The sequence below is a fragment of the Caldivirga sp. genome (genome assembly GCF_023256255.1).
In the GTDB taxonomy this organism is placed as follows: Archaea; Thermoproteota; Thermoprotei; order Thermoproteales; family Thermocladiaceae; genus Caldivirga.
In genome coordinates, this window is record NZ_JAGDXD010000027.1 from 63,522 (window position 1) to 87,022 (window position 23,501).

26 protein-coding genes are annotated in these 23,501 nt (G+C 40.9%); 13 read left to right on the forward strand and 13 right to left on the reverse strand.

Annotated elements, in window-relative coordinates; genetic code table 11:
- Nucleotides 1-20 precede the first annotated feature (20 nt).
- Together Q0C29_RS04105 and Q0C29_RS04110 are read right to left on the reverse strand one after the other, a co-directional pair.
- Nucleotides 21-881, reverse strand: a complete 861-nt coding sequence (locus Q0C29_RS04105; RefSeq protein ID WP_291999389.1) for a TFIIB-type zinc ribbon-containing protein — start codon at nucleotides 879-881, stop codon at nucleotides 21-23.
- Nucleotides 882-887: 6 nt separating this feature from the next.
- Entirely contained in the window at nucleotides 888-1,157 is a 270-nt protein-coding gene (locus tag Q0C29_RS04110; protein ID WP_291999390.1) for an H/ACA ribonucleoprotein complex subunit GAR1, read from the reverse strand.
- A gap of 153 nt (nucleotides 1,158-1,310) precedes the next feature.
- Between Q0C29_RS04110 and Q0C29_RS04115 the strand changes: the two genes are divergently transcribed.
- From Q0C29_RS04115 to malA, 3 genes are all read left to right on the forward strand, one after another.
- Nucleotides 1,311-1,706, forward strand: a complete 396-nt coding sequence (locus Q0C29_RS04115) for a 30S ribosomal protein S8e (RefSeq protein WP_291999391.1) — start codon at nucleotides 1,311-1,313, stop codon at nucleotides 1,704-1,706.
- A gap of 95 nt (nucleotides 1,707-1,801) precedes the next feature.
- A complete protein-coding gene (locus Q0C29_RS04120; RefSeq protein ID WP_291999392.1) occupies nucleotides 1,802-2,434 on the forward strand; it encodes a transcription factor in 633 nt (210 codons plus the stop codon).
- Between the two features lie 27 nt (nucleotides 2,435-2,461).
- Entirely contained in the window at nucleotides 2,462-4,432 is a 1,971-nt protein-coding gene (gene malA / locus Q0C29_RS04125) for an alpha-glucosidase MalA (protein WP_291999393.1), read from the forward strand.
- An 11-nt stretch (nucleotides 4,433-4,443) separates the two neighbouring features.
- Here malA and Q0C29_RS04130 read toward each other — a convergent pair whose 3' ends face one another.
- The 4 genes from Q0C29_RS04130 to Q0C29_RS04145 form a co-directional block, all read right to left on the reverse strand.
- Entirely contained in the window at nucleotides 4,444-5,565 is a 1,122-nt protein-coding gene (locus Q0C29_RS04130; protein ID WP_291999394.1) for a glycosyltransferase, read from the reverse strand.
- A 69-nt stretch (nucleotides 5,566-5,634) separates the two neighbouring features.
- Nucleotides 5,635-6,582 (reverse strand): glycosyltransferase, encoded by a 948-nt coding sequence (locus Q0C29_RS04135; RefSeq protein ID WP_291999395.1) that lies wholly within the window; start codon nucleotides 6,580-6,582, stop codon nucleotides 5,635-5,637.
- 105 nt (nucleotides 6,583-6,687) lie between these two features.
- Nucleotides 6,688-8,550, reverse strand: coding sequence for a glycoside hydrolase family 15 protein (locus Q0C29_RS04140; RefSeq protein WP_291999396.1), 1,863 nt, complete (start codon nucleotides 8,548-8,550; stop codon nucleotides 6,688-6,690).
- 182 nt (nucleotides 8,551-8,732) lie between these two features.
- The gene (locus Q0C29_RS04145; protein WP_291999397.1) at nucleotides 8,733-9,188 is read right to left on the reverse strand and encodes a pantetheine-phosphate adenylyltransferase; all 456 of its coding nucleotides are present in this window, start codon (nucleotides 9,186-9,188) and stop codon (nucleotides 8,733-8,735) included.
- Between the two features lie 141 nt (nucleotides 9,189-9,329).
- On the opposite strand from Q0C29_RS04145, the gene Q0C29_RS04150 reads away from it, so the two are divergent.
- The 5 genes from Q0C29_RS04150 (at nucleotide 9,330) to Q0C29_RS04170 (ending at nucleotide 14,043) form a co-directional block, all read left to right on the forward strand.
- Complete coding sequence (locus Q0C29_RS04150; RefSeq protein ID WP_291999398.1) at nucleotides 9,330-9,569, forward strand: LSm family protein; 240 nt, start codon at nucleotides 9,330-9,332, stop codon at nucleotides 9,567-9,569.
- A 31-nt stretch (nucleotides 9,570-9,600) separates the two neighbouring features.
- On the forward strand, nucleotides 9,601-10,287 hold the full coding sequence (locus tag Q0C29_RS04155) for a diphthine--ammonia ligase (RefSeq protein ID WP_291999399.1): 687 nt from the start codon (nucleotides 9,601-9,603) through the stop codon (nucleotides 10,285-10,287).
- Nucleotides 10,288-10,487: 200 nt separating this feature from the next.
- Entirely contained in the window at nucleotides 10,488-11,714 is a 1,227-nt protein-coding gene (locus Q0C29_RS04160) for a translation initiation factor IF-2 subunit gamma (RefSeq protein WP_291999400.1), read from the forward strand.
- A 43-nt stretch (nucleotides 11,715-11,757) separates the two neighbouring features.
- On the forward strand, nucleotides 11,758-12,240 hold the full coding sequence (locus Q0C29_RS04165; protein WP_291999401.1) for an NUDIX hydrolase: 483 nt from the start codon (nucleotides 11,758-11,760) through the stop codon (nucleotides 12,238-12,240).
- Nucleotides 12,241-12,276: 36 nt separating this feature from the next.
- Nucleotides 12,277-14,043, forward strand: coding sequence for a glutamate--tRNA ligase (locus tag Q0C29_RS04170; RefSeq protein ID WP_291999402.1), 1,767 nt, complete (start codon nucleotides 12,277-12,279; stop codon nucleotides 14,041-14,043).
- Nucleotides 14,044-14,055: 12 nt separating this feature from the next.
- Here the strand turns inward: Q0C29_RS04170 and Q0C29_RS04175 are convergent, their stop codons facing one another.
- Together Q0C29_RS04175 and Q0C29_RS04180 are read right to left on the reverse strand one after the other, a co-directional pair.
- Nucleotides 14,056-14,529: a PUA domain-containing protein gene (locus tag Q0C29_RS04175; RefSeq protein WP_291999403.1), complete on the reverse strand. Its 474-nt coding sequence runs from the start codon at nucleotides 14,527-14,529 to the stop codon at nucleotides 14,056-14,058.
- Nucleotides 14,530-14,972: 443 nt separating this feature from the next.
- A complete protein-coding gene (locus Q0C29_RS04180; RefSeq protein WP_291999404.1) occupies nucleotides 14,973-15,296 on the reverse strand; it encodes a hypothetical protein in 324 nt (107 codons plus the stop codon).
- Between the two features lie 128 nt (nucleotides 15,297-15,424).
- Between Q0C29_RS04180 and Q0C29_RS04185 the strand changes: the two genes are divergently transcribed.
- Nucleotides 15,425-16,063, forward strand: a complete 639-nt coding sequence (locus Q0C29_RS04185) for a protein-L-isoaspartate(D-aspartate) O-methyltransferase (RefSeq protein WP_291999405.1) — start codon at nucleotides 15,425-15,427, stop codon at nucleotides 16,061-16,063.
- A complete protein-coding gene (locus Q0C29_RS04190; protein WP_291999406.1) occupies nucleotides 16,060-17,250 on the forward strand; it encodes a glycoside hydrolase family 1 protein in 1,191 nt (396 codons plus the stop codon). Before Q0C29_RS04185 ends, Q0C29_RS04190 begins: the two co-directional genes overlap by 4 nt.
- 114 nt (nucleotides 17,251-17,364) lie before the next feature.
- Here Q0C29_RS04190 and Q0C29_RS04195 read toward each other — a convergent pair whose 3' ends face one another.
- Nucleotides 17,365-17,553 carry a hypothetical protein gene (locus Q0C29_RS04195; RefSeq protein ID WP_291999407.1) on the reverse strand — a complete coding sequence of 63 codons (189 nt, stop codon included), beginning with the start codon at nucleotides 17,551-17,553 and terminating at the stop codon, nucleotides 17,365-17,367.
- Complete coding sequence (locus Q0C29_RS04200; RefSeq protein ID WP_291999408.1) at nucleotides 17,528-17,842, reverse strand: DNA-directed RNA polymerase subunit L; 315 nt, start codon at nucleotides 17,840-17,842, stop codon at nucleotides 17,528-17,530. The genes Q0C29_RS04195 and Q0C29_RS04200 overlap by 26 nt, the downstream gene beginning before the upstream one ends.
- 265 nt (nucleotides 17,843-18,107) lie before the next feature.
- Here Q0C29_RS04200 and Q0C29_RS04205 point away from each other — a divergent pair, with 265 nt between their 5' ends.
- Nucleotides 18,108-19,421, forward strand: coding sequence for an APC family permease (locus Q0C29_RS04205; RefSeq protein ID WP_291999409.1), 1,314 nt, complete (start codon nucleotides 18,108-18,110; stop codon nucleotides 19,419-19,421).
- Here the strand turns inward: Q0C29_RS04205 and Q0C29_RS04210 are convergent.
- Both Q0C29_RS04210 and Q0C29_RS04215 read right to left on the reverse strand, forming a co-directional pair.
- On the reverse strand, nucleotides 19,414-20,130 hold the full coding sequence (locus Q0C29_RS04210; RefSeq protein ID WP_291999410.1) for a purine-nucleoside phosphorylase: 717 nt from the start codon (nucleotides 20,128-20,130) through the stop codon (nucleotides 19,414-19,416). The genes Q0C29_RS04205 and Q0C29_RS04210 overlap by 8 nt on opposite strands.
- 48 nt (nucleotides 20,131-20,178) lie before the next feature.
- Nucleotides 20,179-20,358 (reverse strand): hypothetical protein, encoded by a 180-nt coding sequence (locus tag Q0C29_RS04215; RefSeq protein WP_291999411.1) that lies wholly within the window; start codon nucleotides 20,356-20,358, stop codon nucleotides 20,179-20,181.
- Between the two features lie 48 nt (nucleotides 20,359-20,406).
- Here Q0C29_RS04215 and Q0C29_RS04220 point away from each other — a divergent pair, with 48 nt between their 5' ends.
- Nucleotides 20,407-21,540, forward strand: a complete 1,134-nt coding sequence (locus Q0C29_RS04220; RefSeq protein WP_291999412.1) for a hypothetical protein — start codon at nucleotides 20,407-20,409, stop codon at nucleotides 21,538-21,540.
- Between the two features lie 409 nt (nucleotides 21,541-21,949).
- Here the strand turns inward: Q0C29_RS04220 and Q0C29_RS04225 are convergent, their stop codons facing one another.
- A complete protein-coding gene (locus tag Q0C29_RS04225; RefSeq protein WP_367173622.1) occupies nucleotides 21,950-22,315 on the reverse strand; it encodes a PaREP1 family protein in 366 nt (121 codons plus the stop codon).
- Between the two features lie 283 nt (nucleotides 22,316-22,598).
- Between Q0C29_RS04225 and Q0C29_RS04230 the strand changes: the two genes are divergently transcribed.
- Complete coding sequence (locus Q0C29_RS04230) at nucleotides 22,599-23,429, forward strand: PAC2 family protein (protein ID WP_291999413.1); 831 nt, start codon at nucleotides 22,599-22,601, stop codon at nucleotides 23,427-23,429.
- Nucleotides 23,430-23,501 lie beyond the last annotated feature (72 nt).

Consider the following 23,501-nt stretch of genomic DNA (forward strand, 5'->3'; position numbering starts at 1 on the left):
GGCTTAATATAAAGCATTTCTTAAATGGTTACTCTGAAGTTTAGGCGCTTCAGCAATTCATTATACCTATTCCTTATTGTTACATCTGTAACACCAGCGATTGATGCAATTTCTCTTTGCCTAATTTTAATATTATATATTAATAAAGATAAGTATACCATGGCTGCTATTGTTGATGTAAATGTTTTCCCATTAAATAAGCTAACCGCCTTACCCTTATTTATCATGTCCCTTATCAGCAGCATTAATCTATGCTTAATGTTGCTATTAACATTGATGACATTAACAATCTTCAGGGTCATGTTAATTAATTGCTCATCATTGTAGATACCCTTAATGTTCATTAAGTTAGCTATGTGCATATATGCCTTATTAAAGCCCTTAACATCAACATCACTATTCTTGAGCAGATCCTTCATGGTACACGGTAGGTTACGTTTCCTGCACGCTATGTAGATTAAAGCTACGGCAGTCTCCTTAATTCTACCTCTGTAACCCATCTTAGTTAATAACCTATAGTTTAACACAACCTCATCTAATATTGACTCAGGTAAACCAACATTAGCTATAATTTGCTTAGCTATGGATCTAAGCATCATTATGTTGCGTTCACTTGGGCTGAATAATGATAATGATGGTATTATCCTAAACTTAGGCTTATTAACGCTAATTACGTCAACATATAGGTTGAACCCGGGTGATGATGCACTTACTGGACTAGCCCTTGATAATGATCTACCGTTTTTATCGACTCCCCTCCATTCAGGCCCCTTATCTATCTCATGATCTATCATTACGTAACCACACTTGGCGCAGTAAACCGTACCTTTATGTTCATCATAAATAAACTCACTTGAACCACATACTGGGCACTTATCCATGTGTACTCACCTCCTCATTACCCTATTATAGTCAATATCCCTAACATAAGCCTGCTTACCAACATAACTAGTAGCGTCTAGGCCCTTGATAGGTTTGATTAATGCATAGGGTGAGTTAACAGGTCCTATTATATCCTTGATGGTGCCTATCCTCCTCATTGAGTAATCCATTGTTACTAGGCCTACAAGCCTATCAGCCTTACTTGAATTAACCTTGGCAACTATTAAACCATCCCTAGCCACGTGTAGTATGACCCCAATTCTTATAAGTGGCACGTATACTTTTCCCATTAGCTCCTTATTAAGGATTATCGATTAATTAACCAGGAAATACCGTAAAGATACACTAGAACCATTATAAGCCGAGTTAGAGACATTATGCGTATAAGGGGGCTAACCTTTAAAAGGCCCTTCATAAGTGGTTTAGCGATGGCTAAGTTAGCTGCCTTTTACCAAGGCAATGATAGCAAGAAGGTGACGGGTGGATTTAGGGCTAAGCCCTATAGGGTTAAGAGGAAAGCCCTAGGAGGCGGCCCACCTACTAATACTAGGCTTAGCAATAAGGAGAAGAGGCTGATTGAAAGGGTTACTGGAGGTAATGTTAAGATTAGGTTAAGTGAGGCTGGTTACGCCAACGTATTTGATAAGAGTAGCGGCACTAGTAAAGTGGTTAGGATACTTAGGATTATTGAATCCCCAGCCAACAGTGACTTCATTAAGAAAGGAATAATAGTTAAGGGTACCATAATAGAGACTGAGGTGGGTAGGGCGGTTGTCACTTCCCGTCCAGGCCAAGATGGCGTAATTAATGCTGTTAAAATATGAATTAAAGATACCAGTAAGTTAAGCTTCATTGTTGAAGACCTGCATGCATCTAAACTTTAGAGATAGATTTATAAGTGAATTTACGTATAATAATTATGCCAAGCGAGGAGGGGGAGGAGATAGAGAGGGAGAGTGTAACCTCAGAATTGATAACTGAGGCTGGAAAACGCATTGTTAAGATAAAGTTATCAACAGGAAAAACATCCGCTGGGAAATTATTCGGTAAACGCGGCAGGGGTGGTAGACCAGACTTCTTCAGGATAGTCTTTGGCGCCGTGGCGAATGGCCTAAGGTCAAGCCTAGGTAATGAGGAGGGGGAAGCCAAGTTCAATGAATTAAGGAACAAGAGCGAGTTCAGGAAGTCACTGAGCCAAGTGTTTAAAGACATTAGGGATTGGTTTTTCAATGAAGCCATTAAGCAGTACAACATTGGTAAGGGTGACGTCTTCGCGATATTAACTGAATTAGACCTTGACTTAGAAACAGGAGAATTGAAGTGGGTTCGTGAAGGTAGCCAAGTTATTTACTGGGTTAGGAGCGATAAAATTAGGGCAGTTGAATCCTGCGGTAAGATTGAGGAAGAGTACAGAAAGCTTAAGGAGGATTATGATAAGCTTAGGGAAGAGAACATTAGGCTTAAAGAACAGAATACTGCATTATCTAAGGAATTAGCAAACGTTAAGGCAAGGATAAGTGAATTAATGAAACTGCTTGGTAACCAAGAATAGTTAAAAAGTGTGAATCACCTAGCAGGTATGAGAGTAGTTGTTGAGGAGAATGAGGTAGCGTTCAGAATACTTGTTAATGAACCTAAGCCTATAGTTAACTTCGAGTATAAGGCTGGGAATGTAGTTAATGAGTTTAAGGGATTTGCCCACGAATTTAAGCTTCTCAATCATGTAATCAGGATTAAGGAGGAGGGTAATAGGTTAATGATGAGTAAGGATCTTGATCTTAAGGAGCATGTGCTTGGGCTTGGTGAGAAGGCCTTTGAGCTTGATAGGAGGAGGGTTAGGGTTAGGATGTGGAACCTAGATGCCTCAGCTCCAGCCCCATATAATTGGTATAGTGACCCACTCTACGCATCAATACCATTCTTCATAAGTGTTAAGAATGGTGAAGCAGTGGGTTTCCTAGTGAATTCGCCAGCTGAATTAATATTTGATGTAGGCTTATCTAAGTATGATGAGGTTAACGTAATAATACCTCACAGTGATGTTGAAGCATACGTGATTAAGGGACCTAGTATAGAGAAGGTTATTGAGAATTACACCAGCATAACTGGTAAGCCCCTTGATCCACCGGACTGGGCGCTTGACTACCAAATATCAAGGTGCTGTGGGTATGAGCCTCAGGACATGGTTATTAGAATAATTGATGAGCATGATAAGCTTGGGGTAAAGCCCACCGCAATATACCTAGATTTACAGTACATGGATTCCAATAAATTATTCACATGGGATAAGTCCAAGTTCCCAAATCCAAGACTCATGATTGAGGAACTACATAGGAAGGGTGTTAAGTTAATCACAATTATTGACCATTGGATTAAGCTTGATCAGGGTTACGAAACCTTCATAAGCGGATTAGGTAAGTACTGTGAAACACCTAATGGTGAACTATACGTTGGTAGAGGATGGCCTGGTGCTGTGGTTTTCCCAGACTTCTTTAACTCCAAGGCCCGTGAATGGTGGAGTAACCTAATTGAGAGGTGGGTTAAGGATTATGGGGTTGATGGTGTTTGGCTTGACATGAATGAACCAACAGATTACGTTAGGGAGAGGGAGTGGTCTATTGATAGGGGTACTTTACATAGGCTTGATGATGGTAGGGTTATTAGGCATGAATTAGCTAGGAACGCCTACCCATACTTCCAGGCAATGGCAACATACGAGGGCCTTAAGAAGGCTGGACACGATAAGCCGTTTATACTGTCCAGGGCTGGATACGCCGGTATTCAGAAGTACGCATTCCTCTGGTCAGCCGACAATACACCATCTCAAGATGATGTACTACTTCAAATGCAGCTAATGGAGTCAATGAGCCTATCAGGTGTACCATTCTTCGGATGCGATATAGGTGGATTCATAGGTAGGGGTGATTCAAGGAGGTATAGGCCCTACACTGATCAAGGTGAATTACTAGTAAAGTACTATAGGGCTGCGTTATTCTTCCCATTCTTCAGAAGCCACACTAGTAGTAATCCTGATAGGGAACCCTATGCGCTTAGGAGCGACTACGCTGCCGCAATTAGGAGAGTTATTGAGCTTAGGAGAAGCTTCATGCCTTACCTCCTCGCCCTAGCCACTGAGGCCCATGAGACAGGCCACCCAATAATTAGGCCCCTAGTCTACCATTTCCAGGATGATGAGGACTCATACCACATTATTGATGAATACATGGTTGGCAGTGGCCTACTCTATGCACCTCAAATATATGGTGGTGAGAGAAGTGCGTATTTGCCTAAGGGTAATTGGGTTAACTGGTGGAGTTGCGAGGAGTATAGGGGACCAGCATGGATTAAGACTAATCAGGAATTCCCACTATTCATTAGGGAGAACTCAGTAATACCAACATCTACTGAAGTTAGAGTTTATGGATACGCCACATTAAGGCTACGTGATGGGAGAGTCGTAGAGTACGATGGTAAAGCAATTAAGGCCCCAGGCTACAGTAAAGCCACAATACATGAAGATGGGGGGTGCCGTGAAGTTCAACTAACGTAATTACTGTAATATTAATTACCCATTAATGATTCACATAATCTCCCTTTAAAGACTTCCATGGAGAATTCCTCAGCCCTTCTCATGGCTAGCAGTGCGTAATCATCATATCCACCCCTGAGCACATGTTCAGCAGCATTGGTAGCCTCTTCTAAATTACTATAGCCTAATCCGTACTTACCGCGATCAATTATATCATACCATGGGCCACCTGACTTAGGTACTATCGGTACTGCACCAGTGGCCATTGCCTCAACAACAACAATACCGAATGGCTCATGCGGCTTACCGTGAATAAATACCTTTGACCTACCGAGTATACTATATGATTCGTCTATACTTGGGTTTAATATTAACTCAACTTGCTTAGCTAAACCCATTTTCTCAGCAAGCTTAAGCAGATTAGCTACATATGCTTTAGCCGACATGTCTTCAGCCGAACCCATTATGTATGCCTTAGCATCAATACCCCTATCCTTTAACCCACGGAGAACCTTAATGACTAATTCATGGCCTTTTGCTGAACCAAGCCTACCAAAGGATACTAATGAATCCTCTCTGCTTTCACTCCTATATTTACTCGCTAACTTGACATCAACAGGTGGATGAAGTACCTTAGGTAGTATTCCTATTACCCTATAGGTTACGTATGCTGTAACATAACTGTTAGCGAAGAGGTATTTTGCCCTTTTAATAATATTGTAACTTGAGCCAAGGGCTTGAATGGCCATGGGTAGCATCCTATGAGGCTTAGCCAATGGTGCAATGGGTCTTCTCCTATCAGTGTAACCATGAATATAGAAGATTACGTCATTATGTTTAATAAACTGTGATAAATATAAATCATCTAGGTACACTAAATCATAACTACTGCTTATGCTTATCAGCTCCCGCATACCTACCGTAGAGTTAACTAAACTACACACAGGATTTGTGCAAGGAAGATTCTTGATCATTCTAATGTTAACACCACTTAAGTCTACACCATGAATGCTCTTAATGTGGGATATGCTGATTCTGTGGCTTGTTAAAATATCAACATTGAATCCACACTCTAGTAGTGCCTTAGCGAACATTACGTATAGCCTCTGTGCGCCTCCAATTCCATTAATTGACCAATATACTAACGCTCTCATAGTTGAGTGATGCATACTGGTTATTTTTAAGGCATCTATTATCCTAAGTAGATTATAATTACTTTACTATTAACCCAAGTATCTTAGTTTATCGCATGAGAAACCTAAACTTCCCCTTATCTTAGCATACTTATAGAGTAATTTCACGTAACTTTCCGTAATTGCCATATTTAAGCCTCTTAGGAAACCATAATCCCTCATTCTCTTAATCGCTAAGATGGGTATTAACACTATTGGTGACAATAACCTCACAGCATCATCAGTTACATTAACTGACATGATTATGCCATACCTTGACGCTATTTTAATGTACTTAATATCGACTGAAGCATTCATAATGCCCTTAGTTACTTGGTTCATTTTCACAGGGTCATGTTGAATTGCCCCAGTGAATCCAATGAAAATACCCCAGCCTGAGCATTGGAAAGCCCTCATTAGCCATGCATCCTCGTAAAGATGCAGCTCTGGTGGAATTATTCCAAATCTCTCCCTAATGGTCTTTAGGGCATTCCTCCTTAAGGCTATATCATTCGTCCTCCCCCTTTCTAGAAATGTTGTTAAGAAGGCCCTGAGTCTTTTACCATCAATGGCTACGTGGCTTAGGTTAATTTCCTCAATGCTATTCACATCATAGGTTACGCCGTAGAACATTCCAATTCTATTATCAGTAAAGGCATGCAGGGCCTCGTTCCACCATCCATCTCTTAAAACCACATCATCATCAAGCTGAATAAGCACATCTTCACTGAAGTTATCTAGGAACAAGTCTATTGCCGTCTGCCTACCAGTAGCTCTGGTTGATGTATGGTAATTGTATGGTCTTGACTTGGTGACATAAAGCTCCTTTCCATGTGAATCAGCGAAATCCTTAACGGTAAGCATGGTTTTATCATCGTCACTATCATCAATGAGTATAATGGACTTGTAGGGTATCTGTAGGGTTGACTCCATCATCATCTTGAAAACAGCTCCCTTTCGGCTACCGTTCTTAGTAATTAAGGCTAATGCAGCGTTCATAGCTTAAACTTAGGCGCATTGCATGTTCTTTAAACTTTTACCACATATTTAAGGCCATTTCACGTTCTACGTCATTGTTTATATTTAGAAATAAACCAGTACCATTCAATTATTGCTAATACTGGTTTGATTATAATTAAGCGCAGTTAATACGTACATTGAAGCTGACCAAATCAAGGGGGATGTTGAAGGAAGTGGGTTACCGTAACTTGGATCAATAGCCTCAGGTAGTAAACCATACTCAGAGTGGTTAACGGCCCAATTAAGTAAATTTAATGAAGCTGTGTAGTTACCTACCTCCTCATAGTAGAGTGCTAGGAAGAGTGTGGTTATTACCCAGGGTGGGTTTTCCCCACTACTATCGTAAAGGTAAGCCGCATAGTGGTATACATCATTACTGTACCTAGCTAACCCACCTACTTTACTATTCCACAAATTACTAATGACGCAATCAACAGCCTTAACTGCCCTATTACTTGAGGGGTTTAGTAGTCCAAAGTCAATGGGTAGTATGATTGATGAATCGTAAATCACACTACTCGGCACTAATATAAGCCGTGTCTTACCTTGATAATAGACTTCACTTGGTTCTAACGCCCTAACATAACAGCCATTAACGTAAAAGTCATGTTGCAGCGTGTTATTTAATTTACTAATCATTGTGATGATCCACGATGCGTTATACCCCAATTCACTGTACAACATATATGATGCAACTAATCCATCTAAATCCACTGCCTGAGTCCAGAAATTGTAGGCGTATAAGTCCTCCCATATACTTAAATCCTGTGGTATTAAACCATTATTATTAATGGCCCTGTATTCCCAATTTAATGACTTATTTAATGCTGGTATTACAGCACCTATGAAGGATTCATTGTGGGTTAACTTATAGTATTGGTAAATCCCTATTTGAAATAACCCAACGCTATCATACTCTGGTATACCATACCCATAATCAGGGTCACCATTGAAGAAACTATACCTGGTAAACCAGGTTCCTGAATTGTTCTGAACCTTAGCCATCCATAACCAGTATTCTGCCGCAGAACCATAATGACCAGATTCCTGAAGGGCCATTGCAGCGAAGGAAGAGTCCCTAACCCAAGTGTATAGGTAAATTGGTTCAGGCGATGCAGCGAACCCTCCCGTCACTGGGCTTTGGGAATCCTTAATTAAGAGTAGGCTTAAGTAATATTCATTAAGTAGACAACCACTTAGGTTAGGTCTTCTTGATTCCATGAGCCATGATCTAACTCTCTCATTATTCATCCTCAATAAGTATTGAAGAGGAGTAGGATAATTGTTAATCGTTAGCTCAATGTAATTAAATCCACTGGTCTTCACAAGAACCTGAATCGACTTACCCGTCACACTAATGCTGAATGATGCGCCAGGCGAGTAGATCGTTATGTTTGGTTTACCAATGATTACTACACCATCTTTAATTGGTCCATAACTATAATTACCTATAGTCTCAATAATATAGCTTAACGGCACTGTTGAGTTTTGAATGATTAAAATTGCGTTAGCGTATGGAGGCATCATGAATTCCACCCACCCATTAACACCCCTTACAACTACAGTATTGTTTAACGTGAGGTAAGAATCATGAACATTACCGAGGTTCTCAACATATAGACTTACGTTAATTAACCCTATCCCCTTAACCATAAGCCACCTTAATGACGTAGGCATTGTTACTAATCCACCGCTTTGGCTCAACCCAAAAATGGGGAAACCAGTGGATATGAGGCTGCTCATGTTTGCCCAATTACTGAGTAGTAGGTATGAAGCTGATGGAGGCATGTCATATGGGAGCATTGGGTTAACTAAACCAGAAAAGGTACAGTTACCTAGATTTAAGCTTACTGCAGTGCCATGACTTCTAATGTGAGTTAATACTACAACACTGATTACTAGTGCCACCAGTATGACTGCAATCGCAACTTTACCGATTAATTTCATACTTTAAACCCCAACCACTACAACGTTTAAAGTTTTTTCAATCCTTATGACTGCGAGAAATCAATGCTTCCTGCAATACTGTAGAGAACATGGAGTATTACGTTGGGTGAATTGACCTTAAGTGTGTAGGTTAATTATGTGTTACAACAATAGTTAGATACTTCAATATTAAGGTAAACTAATCACTTTTCCCTTAATTTACTCCTTATTAATGTGCTTGAAAGTTTTACTCCATAACCATCTTTAATGATTGGTATTGATATGATTACTAATGGATCTAACCCATTTTTAACCCTTATGTTATTTATCTCAAATGCCCTAGGTAATGTTTCTAGGCTAACAACTATACCATCTATACTATTATCAGATACCGCAGGTCCATATGGATCATTTATCTTTGAGATAATTACCTTATCCTTATCAACCTGCAGTTCCCTGGTTAGCATCGTTAATAGGGCATTAACCCTATCTTCAAATGACTTAACCTTATATGATTTATATGATTGCGCGAATTCATCACTAGTAACACCAATAAGTATCCTTTCGCCGTACTTAACGGCAGTGTAAAGTATCATAATGTGTCCACTGTGTATTGTATCAAATGTACCACCTAATGCAAGCTTATGTAGCCTTAACATTAGTTCCCCTAATTTAAACTAACCCCCTCAGTAATATTAACTTTATGCATACCCAATAGTCATCTTCACTTAGAGTTACCTTCTGGATAATATGCTGCAGCTGGAACAAAACTTATTAAAAACCTAAACTAGGGCAGCATTATGGCGAGTAGGTGTATGAAGTTCGTTCAAGACGAGCTAAGCTCCGTGGTGGGAAGCATGGTGCTGGTTAAGTTGAGGGATGGTACTACAATAAGGGGGACCCTGAAGAACTATGACCAGCACATGAATCTGCTACTGGACAATACTGAGGAGATAATAGACCCTAAGACATCAATTAAGAGGGGTATGGTTGTAATAAGGGGTGATACTGTGCTTTTCGTATCGCCAATAACAACGTAACGACCTCAAGGTAATATGCTTAGGAGTTTTAATGCGACCTGTTTGCGTACTCTTCTCGGGGGGTAAGGATTCAACGTATGCTGTTCACTGGGCTTTAATGCATGGTTTCGATGTTAAGTGCTTGGTTACCTTAATGCCCGGCAGGGAGGATTCCTGGATGTTTCATAGACCAGCCGTCGAGTATACTAGGCTTCAGGCTGAGGCCATGGGGATTAGGCAGATTATTGATACGACTAGTGGAGTTAGGGGTGAGGAATTAGATGACTTAAGGAGGATCCTGAAGAGGGCTATTGATGAGTGTGAAGTTACCGGTGTGGTTACAGGAGCTTTGCTTTCGGATTACCAAAGGATGAACATTAACATGGTTTCTGAGGAGTTAAAAATAAGGGTTTACTCCCCTCTCTGGAGGAAGAATCAGGCTAGGTACCTCATGGAGCTTCATGAATCTGGTTTAAGATTCATGTTGACTTCAATAGACGCCTATGGCCTTGATTCACGACTACTGGGTAAGGTCCTAGATAAGGCTGACTTAGAGTATATTATTGAATTATCGCAGAAGTATGGCTTTAATCCAGCCTTTGAGGGAGGTGAAGCGGAGACTTTCGTTGTTGATGCCCCATTATTTAGGAAAAGCATTAAAGTTAGTGGGTATGTTAAGAGAATAGGGGAGTACTCGTGGAGGTTTATTATTACTGATGCTTCATTTAAAGATAAATAACGTTAGTGAAGATGGGAGAGCCTATGCCGTTGACCTCAACGGGGTCCCGTGGCTCATCTACTGTAAGGCTAGGTAGATGACTGAGGACCAGGTTCCCATACTTGACTATGATTGAGCATAAAAATGAGTGTTATGAAGGTATAGGGATAAACGGTTAGGTAGGTTAAAGTTTTTAAGGTAGGCATCATTGGCTGATTGAGATGCAGGAATACACTTACCCAGATTCCATAGTAATAACGGCTGGCCATGTTGACCATGGTAAGACAACGGTAGTTCAAGCACTTAGTAGTGAGTGGGTTGCTAGGCATAGTGAGGAGATTAAGAGGGCTATGACGATTAAGTTAGGTTACACTAACGTTGACTTATATGAATGTGGTGGTGAATACCCAATAGTCCCCATTGGCATCCTTAAGGATGGTAAATGCCCGGATGGTTCAGAAGCTAAATTCATTAGGAGAATATCAATACTTGATGCTCCTGGGCATGAAGTCCTACTTTCAACTATGATTAGTGGAATCTCCTTCGTTGATGGTGCATTAATGGTGATTGATGCGTCAATGCAAGCCCCTCAGCCTCAGACTGAGGAGCACTTCATAGCTTTAACCATAATGGGTACTAAGAGCCTTATTATTGCTCAAAATAAAGTAGACTTAGTTAATAGGGATAAGGCTATTGAGAACTACATGCAGATAAGGGGTTTCATAAAGGGTACCTGGGCTGAGGGGTCACCTATAATACCAATATCGGCGCTTCATAAAGTTAACATTGATGCGTTAACCTCAACCTTAAATAACGTAATTAAGCCTAAGGTAATTGACTTAAGTAAGCCACCTATAATGTATGTATTAAGAAGCTTTAATGTAAATAAACCAGGCACACCGCCTGATAAACTAGTGGGTGGTGTAATAGGTGGTACATTACTTCAAGGTAGAATTAGGGTTAATGATGAGATTGAGATTAGGCCAGGCCTTAAGCTTGGGGATAAGTACATGCCGATTAGAACTAAGGTGGTTAGTATTGCTATTGGGAATCAGTTAATTGAGGAGGCAAGGCCAGGTGGATTAGTAGGCATTGGTACACTGCTTGACCCTGCATTAACCAAGGCAGACGCCTTAGTGGGTAGTGTAGTTGGGGAACCAGGTAAGCTCACTCCAGTTTACGGAAGCATTGATATTGAGTATCATTTAATAAGCAGGAGAGGGGTGGATTCATCACTTAAGGTTGGGGAACCAGTAATGGTTATTGTTGGGTCAGCCTCAGTAATGGGTATTGTGAGAAGCTTCAAGGGTGACTCAGCATCAATAGACTTAAGGAAAGGGGTCTGCACTCAGGAGGGGGCTAAGTTAGTTGTAATTAAGCAGGTAATGGGGAGGTGGAGGATAGTTGGTTGGGGTAAATTAAAGGGTGGTAAGGTACTTTTAGACTAGGCATGTGACGTAAACTTATTAACCCTAATTGAATTAAGCATAAGTGAGCAGAAAGTACCCTAAGTATCCTTTAGTTGGCGTTGGCGCTGTAGTGATTAACAATGGTAAAATACTACTGGTTAAGAGGGCTAATGAACCAGGTAAAGGTAAGTTAAGCATACCTGGTGGTATGGTTAATGCAGGTGAGGACCCAGGTGATGCAGTAATCAGGGAACTTGAAGAGGAGACTGGGTTAAAGGGTGTAGTCACCTTACTCCTAGGGGTTTACCAGTATGTTGAGCGTGATGATGAAGGTAACGTTAAGTACCACTTCATACTACTGGATTACCTAGTTGATGTTAAGGAGGGTTCACCTAAGGCATCAAGTGATGCTGCTGAGGTACTGTTCATTGATTTAAAGGAGGCGCTTAACATGAATGTGACGGAAACCACCAGGGAATTGATTAATGATATATTATCCAAGGGGGTTAAGGTATGCGTGGGGTCAATGAACATTATTAAGCTTAACCAACCCCCACCTTTTTAAGGGGAATCAGCAAGTAGTTAAGGATGGTGATTAAGAGTGGAGAGTAGTATCAGGGATTTAGCCCTTAAGCATGCGTTGATTAATGCAGTTAGGTTTAATGGCAAGGCTGATGTTAAGGCTGTTGTTAGTAAGGTCTTCGCCGATAACCCTGAGTTAAGAAGTAATGCAAAGCAGGTGGTGGAGATAGTTAAGGATGTGGTTAACTACGTTAACTCATTGACGTTAAATGAACAGAGGAGGATACTTGAGGAGAGGTGGCCTGAGGCCTTGGGTGTTAAGAAGACTACTGAGGAGAGGAGGGGTGATGTTGAATCCTTACCTGAATTACCTGATGCTGATAAGTTAAGTAAATTAACATTCAGATTCGCCCCGAACCCAGACTTCTACCTCCATCTAGGCAGTGCCAGGCCAGCTATAGTCAACTATGCCTATAAGCTGAAGTATGCTGGTAAGGGTAAGGAATCCAGTTTTATCCTTAGGTTTGAGGATACTGACCCAAGGATAAAGAGACCACTGTTGGACGCCTATGATGCCATTAGGGAGGATTTAAGGTGGCTTGGTGTTAAATGGGATGAGGAGTATATTCAATCAGACAGAATGAGCATATATTATGAGCATGCTAAGAGGCTCATTGAGATTGGGGGTGCATACGTAGTTGCTAAGGGTAGTGGCTGTGAGCCTAATGATTGGAAGAGGCTGAAGATTGAGGGGAAACCATGCCTAACCAGGGAGGCTGAGTCATCTAGAAACCTTGAGTTATTTGATAAGATGCTTGAGGGAGTATTCAATGAGGGTGAGGCCGTTGTGGCAATTAAGACAGATTTAAGCAGCCCAGACCCCAGTATTAGGGATTGGGTAGCCTTCAGGGTAATAGACACGCATAAGTACCCTCACCCAAGGGTTGGGGATAAGTACATTGTGTGGCCTACATATAACTTCGCCGTGGCTATTGATGACCACTTAATGGGCATTACCCACGTGCTTAGGGCTCAGGAACATAGGGTTAACACTGTCAAGCAGTATTACGTCTTTAAGGCATTTGGTTGGGAGCAGCCGTACACTATACACTTTGGTAGGCTTAAAATAGAGGGATTGAAATTAAGTAAGAGCATACTGAAGAAGCTGAATCTAACTAAGGATGATGTAACATTACCAACTCTGGCTGGTTTAAGGAATAGGGGGATTACCCCAGAGGCCATATGGAACCTAATACTCTTCGTCGGTATTAAGGATACTGATGCAACAATAAGCTTAAAGAACCTTTATGCCTACAATAGACGTGTAATAGAACCATTGGCCAACAGGTACATGTTTGTTAAAAACCCTGTTAAGCTAAGGCTTAAAGGGGTTGATGGCATAATTGAGGCTAAAATACCCATGCATCCCTCATATCCTGAAAGGGGTATTAGGATAATTAAAGTCATGAGTAAGGAGGGGTATGCTGAGGTTTATGTGCAGGCTAGTGATGTTAAACCAGGGTTAATGATAAGGTTAATGGGGCTTGGTAATGTTAAGATCAATAGCATTAAGAATAATGAGGCTGAAGCTGACTTCACCGGGCAGAGTGTGGAGGATGCCAAGAAGGGTGAAGTACCCATAGTACAGTGGGTACCCGCGGATGCTGTTAATGCTGAGGTAATAATTCCCATTAATGTTGGGCAAATAACCGTGGATAATGGCCTTGTTGAACCAACTGTAGCTAAGCTGGAGCAGGGAACAGTAATGCAGTTCATAAGGTACGGCTTCGTTAAGATCATGGAGAACAATAAGGGTAAGTTAAGGTTAGTATATATCCATGATTAATGCAACTACTAATTATTTCTGCTGTTCATTGGTTAATTTAATGTGATGCCTTGTCTTAACCATAAACCCCCTACTAACGGTCTTCGCTTCTTCAGGCATTATTAAAAGCCTACCCACACCTATTACGTTACCCTCTTCATCAATGATTGCAGCATCCATGTTTTGAACAGCATTCCTAACCTCAACAACACCCTTAACAGGAACACTCCTACCCTGCTTAACGTACTGGGCGGTTTCACTGTTAACCCTAATCCATGAGTCTATTAATGATGCCCCGTAAACAGTAGGTATTAGTAAACCATCACTAGCCCTAATACTGAATGCTACCTTACCATTAACATAAACATGCTTAATCCTCCTTAATGCATCATAATACTCCACCTCAACATCCATATTGCTCAACCTACTGGCAACTCCCCATCCATACACATATGCTATTATTGCAAGGGCTCTATTCACTAAAAACTTACTCCTAGTCCTAGCCACTGGGTTTACTTAAGCTAATGCGTATTTATATGTTCTGGTTCATTTGCGTTCTCGTTCACTACTTTCTTAATCTTTACGCATCATTACTTGTGAGTAGTGAGGATATGGAGTTCGTTTTCATGGTGGTTTATGATCGTTTAGTTTCATTTCTTCTTCCTCCCCAATGTCTAGATTAAGGATTTCAGTAGCGCCTTCCTTTATGCCCCTAACCAGTTAGCATGCTTCAATATAAATACTGAATAAGAGTCCATAAACTTTAATAAACACACTACACGAGCCAGCTTAACCCATTAAAGGATAGAAGCGCTCAGCAATCATAAAATATTGCAGACCTTGGGATGTACGTATTTCATGGATGCTGAATTCACGTAGTTTGAAAAGTAAATGTATTCCTCAGGGTGAGAGTTGTTAGTATTGCGTATCTACATGATGTAGTTGGGGGTTTACATGAACTTAGTTAAGTCGCTTCTCTTACTGCCCTTAACTATTGCTATATAGAGTTTCTCAGCTAGTTCACTCCACTTTAACTCATCCTTAATGGCCCATGATGCTATTAGAGAATTGTATCCACTTAGCATTTTAAGGAAGGTAACCCAATTAATCCCCTGTGCCTTCAATTCACTTCTCCAGGAGTTCCAAAGGTACTTGGCTAGTTCATTACCGAACCATATGGCGAAGTTACTGCAACCAGGCCCACTGCAGGTGCTCATTCTTCTCCTAATCCTATCCTTGATATCAACTGGTTCAGGAGGTATGTCTCCTGGCACGTGTATTAATTTTTCCCCTAGTAATAAATCTATGGTTTAAACAGGCTTAATGCTTAAGGTTACTTAGCTTCATGGAGTCTAAGTTGAATTAGGGGTATATTTATTTAGGATTACTGAATTGCCACTGCGTGGAGTTGAATGACTTTGAGAAGGCTAGGAGGAGGCTTGTTGATGATCTTAAGGCGGATGGTATAATAGTTAGCAGGGAGGTTGAGAAAGCTATGTTAAGTGTGCCTAGGCACTTATTCATACCAAATTACATTAGGCATTACGCATATCAGGATACTCCCTTAGTTATAATGAAGGGGCAGACTATAAGTGCCCCCCATATGGTTGCAATAATGTGTGAGTTAATTAAACCTAGGAGGGGTATGAGGATTCTTGAGGTTGGTGCTGGTACTGGTTACCAGGCTTGCGTATGCGCTAAGGCTATTGAAGATGGTGTAGTTTACAGTGTGGAAATTGACCCATATATTGCCTTATACGCTGCCATTAATGTTATTCACGCAGGCTTCAGTAGTATGGTTAAGGTGTATCAGGGTGATGGTAAGCTTGGGTTACCTAAACATGCCCCCTTTGATGCGGTACTAGTTACTGCCGCAGCCTCCACTGTGCCTCAACCCCTCCTTGATCAATTAGCAGTAGGTGGTGTGATTGTCATACCACTTAAGGAGGATGGGTACCAGAAGCTCTACGTTATGGAGAAGGGTAAGGAAGGGATTAGAAAGAGATTTATAACCTACGTATCCTTCGTTGACCTAAAATGAGTAGGATAAAGATACCAAGTGGTTTCGTGATAGGCGCCGCAATGTCGGCGTACCAAGTGGAGGGTAATAATACTAATGCTGATTGGTGGCATTACGAGGGGGATAGGTTACCTAGGAGTGGCTCAGCATGTGACTTCTGGAATAGGTACAGGGATGATATTGAATTAGCGGCATCACTTGGGTTGAGGGCGCTTAGAATATCCATAGCCTGGGATAGAATCATGCCCAGTGAAGGTAAGGTTGATGATGAATCAATGGACAGGTACATAGACATGGTTAAGGAAATTAAGGGACATGGTATGGAACCCATAATTACACTACATCATTTCGTTAACCCAATCTGGTTCACAACAAGGGGTGGTTGGGTTAAGGAGGATAATGTGAAGTATTTCCTAGACTTCGTCAAGTATGTAGTGGATTCAATTGGTGATAGGGTTAAGTACTGGTTAACCATTAATGAAATTAACTTGTATCCAGTACTAGCATACCTATTAGGTGTCTTTCCACCCTTTGTAATGAACATGGAGTACATGTGGAGGGCATTAGTGAATCTACTTAAAGCCAACGATAAGGCCTACGAATTAGTTAAGAAGCCAAGTAACCAAGTTGGGTTAGTAATTCACATCATGCCTGCTGAACCAGCGTCAAAATTATCCATAGCAGACTGGGGATTAGCAATGGGTATGAACTACGTGTTGAATAGAATGATAGTGAATACTTTAGCAAAGGGGAAGTTACCCAATTGGCTTGGCGGTGGAGAGATTGGTAGACTGGATTACGTGGGGTTAAATTACTATGCAGTAGCTAAGGTTAAGTTTAATCCATTAACCATGGGTGAACTAGTAACCTCAAGGCAGAATCAAAGAGGCTGGATTATTAACCCAAGTGGCTTAAAGCGGGCTATAAGGCTTACTAGAAGAATAGGGAAGCCAATTATGATTACTGAGAATGGTATAGCTACGGATAATGATAATGATAGGATCACTTACATTGAGAAGCACTTAACCATAGCAATTAAGGAGAAGGTAATGGGCTACCTATATTGGAGTCTCCTCGATAACTACGAGTGGGAGATGGGTTATAGGGCTAAGTTCGGTCTAGTTGAATGTGATCCAGCAACCTTAACTAGGAGACCTAGAGGAAGCGCCTACTTCTTAGGTAAATTAGCTAACGGGGGTTCAATTTAATAATACTAGATAATTTGCCTGAGTCTACTCCTACCCTGTAATCTTAACACACGTTGATTTCAATCATTAAACGTAATTAAGGTAACTTAGGTAGTTACGCGGAGATCCCATAGGCTAGGCAATAATATGGACTAAATCAGCCTCGGTGGATTCGCCAAGGTAGGTATTCACTGAAACCTCACAATCACTAATCCTCTTAGCAATGAACTCGGTACCATTAGCCCTAAGAACTGCTGCACACCAATTAGGGTTGGGTTCAATAAAGTAAACCTTAGGCCTATTGCCCTTCCTTAGTCTCCACATTACTAACACCCAACTGGGGCATTAATTTACCTTCTAATTCACCTATATCATTAAGTATCCTGTTAACTGCATCCTCAAGAACCTTAAGCGGGTCCTTCCCCCTAGTCCTAATCTTAAGAGTAACATTTCTAAGTAGTGGATGATCCATGTCAAATGTCGCAAATTCAACTTCAGGATCCTGGAGGACATACGTTAAGAGTGGTGACATAACAGTGTAATCTTCACCCTCAACAGTAACCTCCATGTAGTTATCGCTCAGTTTAATGCTCTTAACCTTAATTCTAGGCATTACACCCACCTCAAGCAAACCCCTTATAAAGTTACACTTAAAGCATAGAGTTCAGTTTTCATTGTGCTTCATTACTTCTTCTTTCCTTCTCACGTCGTCTATGGGGTTAATTCTCTTTGGGAGTATAGGTGTTTATTGTTTGAATAATTTCATGCTACGAGTTTTACTGAGTTGAAGCATGATTCATTGCTAAGTCAAGTGATCTTAAGCGTAGATATTGCTTTGTTAAGGCTTAAAAATGCGAATCTACATGAGCATCATTACTATGGAGAGTAAGCGTATTGCTCTTAGGAGGGTGCTTAAATCCATGGAATTGTTCGCATTAGGGTACTCTGACGTATCATCAACCTACTACTTCTCCATGGGTATTATTGCGCTTTACTCAGGATCATCATTACCAATAGTTATGTTGCTCGGCTCTATACCATTATGGATAGCTGGGTTAACTTACGCTGAACTGGGCAGCGCAATGCCGGAGGCTGGTGGTGCATACTACTATGTTAGGCAAGAGTTAGGTAGGGTTCCTGGTTTTATAGCTGGCTGGTTGCTTGACTTTGACCAAATCCTCATGATATCGTATGGTGCAGTCGGCTTCTCAGGTTACTTAAGTGTCTTAGTTGAGGACTTACGCGTGTGGCCACTTAATGCCATTGTGTCACTATTAATGATATGGGTATTGGCTATTATTAATATTATTGGCATAAAGCCATCAGCTAGATTCAACCTAGCATTAGTAGCTATTGACTTAACAGGTATATTAACATTAGCAATCCTTGGTGCATACTCAATACTCCACCGGATGCATTATGTATCTCCTAGTGTAAGTTTTGCTATACCTGCAATCGGTTTATCCTATGCATTAAGAGGCTATACGGGTATTGACGTTATTGCTCAATCAGCCGGTGAGGCGTTGTTGCCTGGACGTAGTGTACCAAGATCCATAGTGGCTATATGTACCTTATCCACTGCTGTTGCATTAATTATATCCATAATAACCTCGTATGCTGGTTTAATACCATACATTTCTGAGCACCTTAATGATCCATTAGGTGCATTAGCCGTTGGGTTATTTGGCCACGGGTTATTAAGCGCATATATCTCCTTCTCAATAGCTTTAGTTATGCTTCTAAGCGTTAACGCTGGTATTGTGGATTACTCAAGAAGCATCTACAGTATGAGTAATGATTCACTGATGCCTAAGCAACTAGCCATTGTTCATCCTAGGTTTAAAACACCATATTTATCCATTATTACAGCATCTTCAGTAGCTTCATTATTCGTGCTGAGTAATGATGTTGAGCTAATAGCTGGATCATATGGCATAGCATCAGTGATAACATATGCGTTAGCCATTTTAGCACTAATTAGGTTTAAGGCAAGTAATGTAGCTGAAGGCTTCTCAACACCAATATTAAGGGTAAGTAACTTGAGGATACCAGTATTAGCATTAGTTGGTTTACCCATATTCGCTATGGCCATTATGCTGGAAGTCATCTATAAGCCTCAATACGTGTTACCAGTCACCTTATGGCTAATAGTGGGTTTCATAATCCTTCTATCGATGAGGAATTTTAAGTGATTTCACTTAAAGCATCCAAGATTACCGCCCCGACCTTATTAATAATAGGTTCAAGTTCATTAGCCTCTAGAAATCTGCCAAACCTGCCCTCAGTTAAATTATTGGTAATTACTAAAACGGCACCAGTCTTAATTCCCCTTATTAAACCCAGTAGGAACAACACAGCGCACTCCATCTCGACTCCAAGTATCCCCCTTGAACCAAGTACCCTAGGTAAATCCTCCTCAGCGTAGAAAGCATCACTACTGTAGATTGGGCCAATCATGAAGCTTAACCTTGAGTTCATGAACTTACTTACTAATTTAAGTAGGACCTCATGATTAGGCACAGCTGGATATACTATACTGCCTCCTAGGTACTGTGCATATATGCCACCTACATTATAGCCTGCACCACTTGGTATTAACACTGCGCCAGGCTCAATATCACTGCGCAATGCTGCAGCAGTACCAAGCCTCACTATTACCCTAGCCCCCATGTTAACTAACTCCTCCACTACTATTGCTGCTGAAGGCGCCCCTATGCCATGTGTTGCCACCGTGATTTTAACACCATTGTATGATCCAGTGTAGGTCAAGAACCCCCTATTCTCATTAATGATCCTTGAATCCTTAAGCATGTTGGCTAATTGCCTAGCCCTAGCTGGATCACCAACTACTATAACCCTTTCAGCTACGTCACCTTTACTAACCTTTAAGTGTATTGGCATTAAGCCATTGGGAAGGCGTGTTTAATAAGTGTTAATACCTTATTTGACTTACTTCTTAATTAACTGAGATCCGTCAATTGGGCATTTACCGAATAGCTTCCTTTCAGCGCATACTACGCAGAATAATGTCCCACAACGTGGGCATACGTAGTAGTCATCATACATCCTTATCTTAGCGCCACATCTACGGCATCTACCTATTACTAGTGTTTTAGGTATGGCGGCCATCATTGGGTTAACCTTAAATGCTTAATAAGCTTTGCTCAGTGACGTTAAATGCGGTTAGCATTAACGTTACCATGCGATTCACCCATGGAGCCAATATCATACACTACACCAATCCCCTACGTAATTATTGGTGGGTTACGGATTATTGAACATTGGTTAATTAGGCTAATTAATGAAGCCACAGTGGCGCTTAATGTTGAGCAGATTCATGTTCACAGAAATAAGCTATTGATTAGTGAACTAGGGGTTCCATTCAATATCGAATACTCTAGTAATGCTGACGCTTACGTTAACCCATGCATAATCCCATACACTAGCAATGTTAAAATGGTGGTTAGGCATATTAACAATAATGAATCAGTTGCATGCGGTGATCATTACTTAATTAAGGTTAGGAATAGTGAGGAAACAATCAATGACTGCAGTATTGAGTTCATTAAGGGACCATGGGACATAATTAAGCATAATAATACCCTACTTAGTGAAACAATCAAGATATTAGCAGGAATCATTAGTTTAAGGGATGATGTAATGCTATATGAGTCTGAAGCCTCAGGGGATGTTAAATTCAACACAAGTGGGGGTCCAGTGCTTGTGGTTAAGAGTAGTATTAATGCACCGGTATACATTAAGGGCCCAGCATTAATAGGGCCAGGTACAGTCCTATCCCCCTTCACCTACATCAGGGAGGGCACCGTAGCCTACATGGAGGATAAGTTGTCTGGAGAAATTAAGAACACTGTAATTGACTGTTGCACTTTTAAGGAGCATTACGGTTACTTAGGCGACTCCTACGTGGGTAAGTGGGTTAACTTCGGTGCCGGTACAACAGTCTCAAATCTCAAGAATACGTTAAGCACCGTTAAATTCATGGGTATTAATACAGGTATGGTTAAACTAGGCCCAATCATAGGTGACTGGGTTAAGACTGGTATTAACACAGGGATAATGACAGGTAAGGCAATTGGCTCAGGCTCCCATGTCTATGGGCTAGTGACCATAGATACACCCCCCTTCACTATATATAATGGTGAGCTAATAGCCTTCAATAGGGAGAAGGTTCATGAAGTCATACTAAGGACTACTCATAGTAGCGAAGAGGCTGAGTACGCATTGAGGATCTATGACTTAACATTAAGCCTAAGGAGTAACGTTAAGGTAGGTGAATACAAGCTACCATAATGATTAGTATGGGTTTAAAATCAAAATGCAGGTGTAAGGATTAATTAATGCTTATTACCAAGTCTAAAGGTCTCATATTGATTTCATCATAAATGGTTAAACGTGGAATACGATAGCATACTATGTACCATATAGGTATGGTCTTTTCACCACTATGGAGTTTAATACCGTCTTATTACAATGTACCTAAAACCTCACTATTCATGGCGAGTGGGTTAAATTTTTAGTGGGGTGTTAGACTTTGGGGGCCGTAGAGGCTTTGGCTTACGGGTGTTAACCCGCATATGGGGGTTGGGAGCCAGCTCAACAGCCTGCAGAACCCCACCCAATACCCTTAGTACGGGCTAAGGGCAAGGTGAGGCAATGAAGCAGGAAACCCATAGAAAAGGATGGGGTAGTCACTTTTCAGTTATGTCTTTATAATATCTTTAGCTAAATTAATAATACGTTTAATGTATTCTACATTCTCCTTAATATGCCTTGGCTTTAGTCTTGCCTCATGGAAACCTTCAACGTGTAGGAACCAAGCACGACCCCACCATAACCTAACTTCCTTAAGGTTTAGCTTCATGCTTATTGAGTCAACGGCATCAAATAACAGTACCGTAGTCCACCTACCCTGAATCTCAGCATTCTTAGCCTCATCTAGATTTAAGGATACTGCAATTGCATTAATGGCTTCCTCGGCAGCCTTATACAACTTTTCACTGGCTTGAATAGGATCCTTATCTACTAGGTCCTCGCCTTCCCTGAGAAAATTCTCAGCAAGCTGCAAGTGTGCCTTAGAGCGTTCACTAGGATCAAGGTTTAGAGCTCTTGATAATAAGTCAACTAAATCAATACCCCTCCTTAATGTCTCATTAATGAGACTTTCAGGTAAAGCCGCAGGATAATATTAATTCCTAGTTATTAAGGCTTCCTCTAATAAAGGGGAAAAACCCACTGTAGCCTCCTTAGTTAGGTGTCACTTGTATTAACATATTCAATAATTTAAGAAACATGCAGTTCAATAATCCCTAGTAGGAATTCTTAAAAAGACTAATTCAACCACTAGCTATATGGATAGCCTAAGGCTTGAGGTTAAGATAAGGTCAGTTCCCAAGGATCCTAGGAACATGGTTATTTTAGCCTGCCCAGAGCCTAGCCTAGCCTCAGTGGTTGCTACTGAGTACCTTATAGATACATTAAAGATGACTGAGATTGGGGCAATTAGGATTAGGGGAATTGAGCCAGCAGTCACAGTAATAGATGGCGTAGCTAAGTTACCGTATAGGCTATTCTACTCTCAGGAGAATGGACTCATAGTTGTTAGGCAACACATACCAATTCCAATACCCATATATAGGGAATTCATAGATAAGGTCATATCATGGGCTGAGGAGAATGGTGTAAGTAAGGCAGTTTGCCTATCCACAATGCCATCATTAGGATCAAGTGAAAGTGAGAACGTATACTTCGTTACTGATGAATTAACAGTAAGTAGCCTAAGCAATGCAGGCTTTATTCCACTTAAGGAAACTGTTGTAGTTGGTGTTGAGGCAGAATTCCTTGATGCAGTGTTATCTAGGGGTACTATGAGCGGTATATTACTTTTAGCTGAATCACGACTATTAACATCAATAAATAACTTAGTTAAGAGCGGTAAATTAGCGTCATACAGGGATGTCACATACATTCTTAATCAAACAATAGGCAAGTTTGGGCCTGATGTAACAGCCGCAGTGAAGTTAATTAGAGCTATTTCAAAGCTGATAAATACTGAGATTAAAACTGATAAACTTGAGGAGCATGCATCCAAGTACTCCTTCCTAGTGGAGAAGAGTATTGAGGAGTGGGCTAGGAGCCTAACCACCGAAGAAGGTAAGACAACCCCACCATTAGTTTTATGAATTAGGAATAGAATGGTATCATTAATCATGAATACCAGGATAAACACTTCATGAATGCTCTAGTGGTGAACT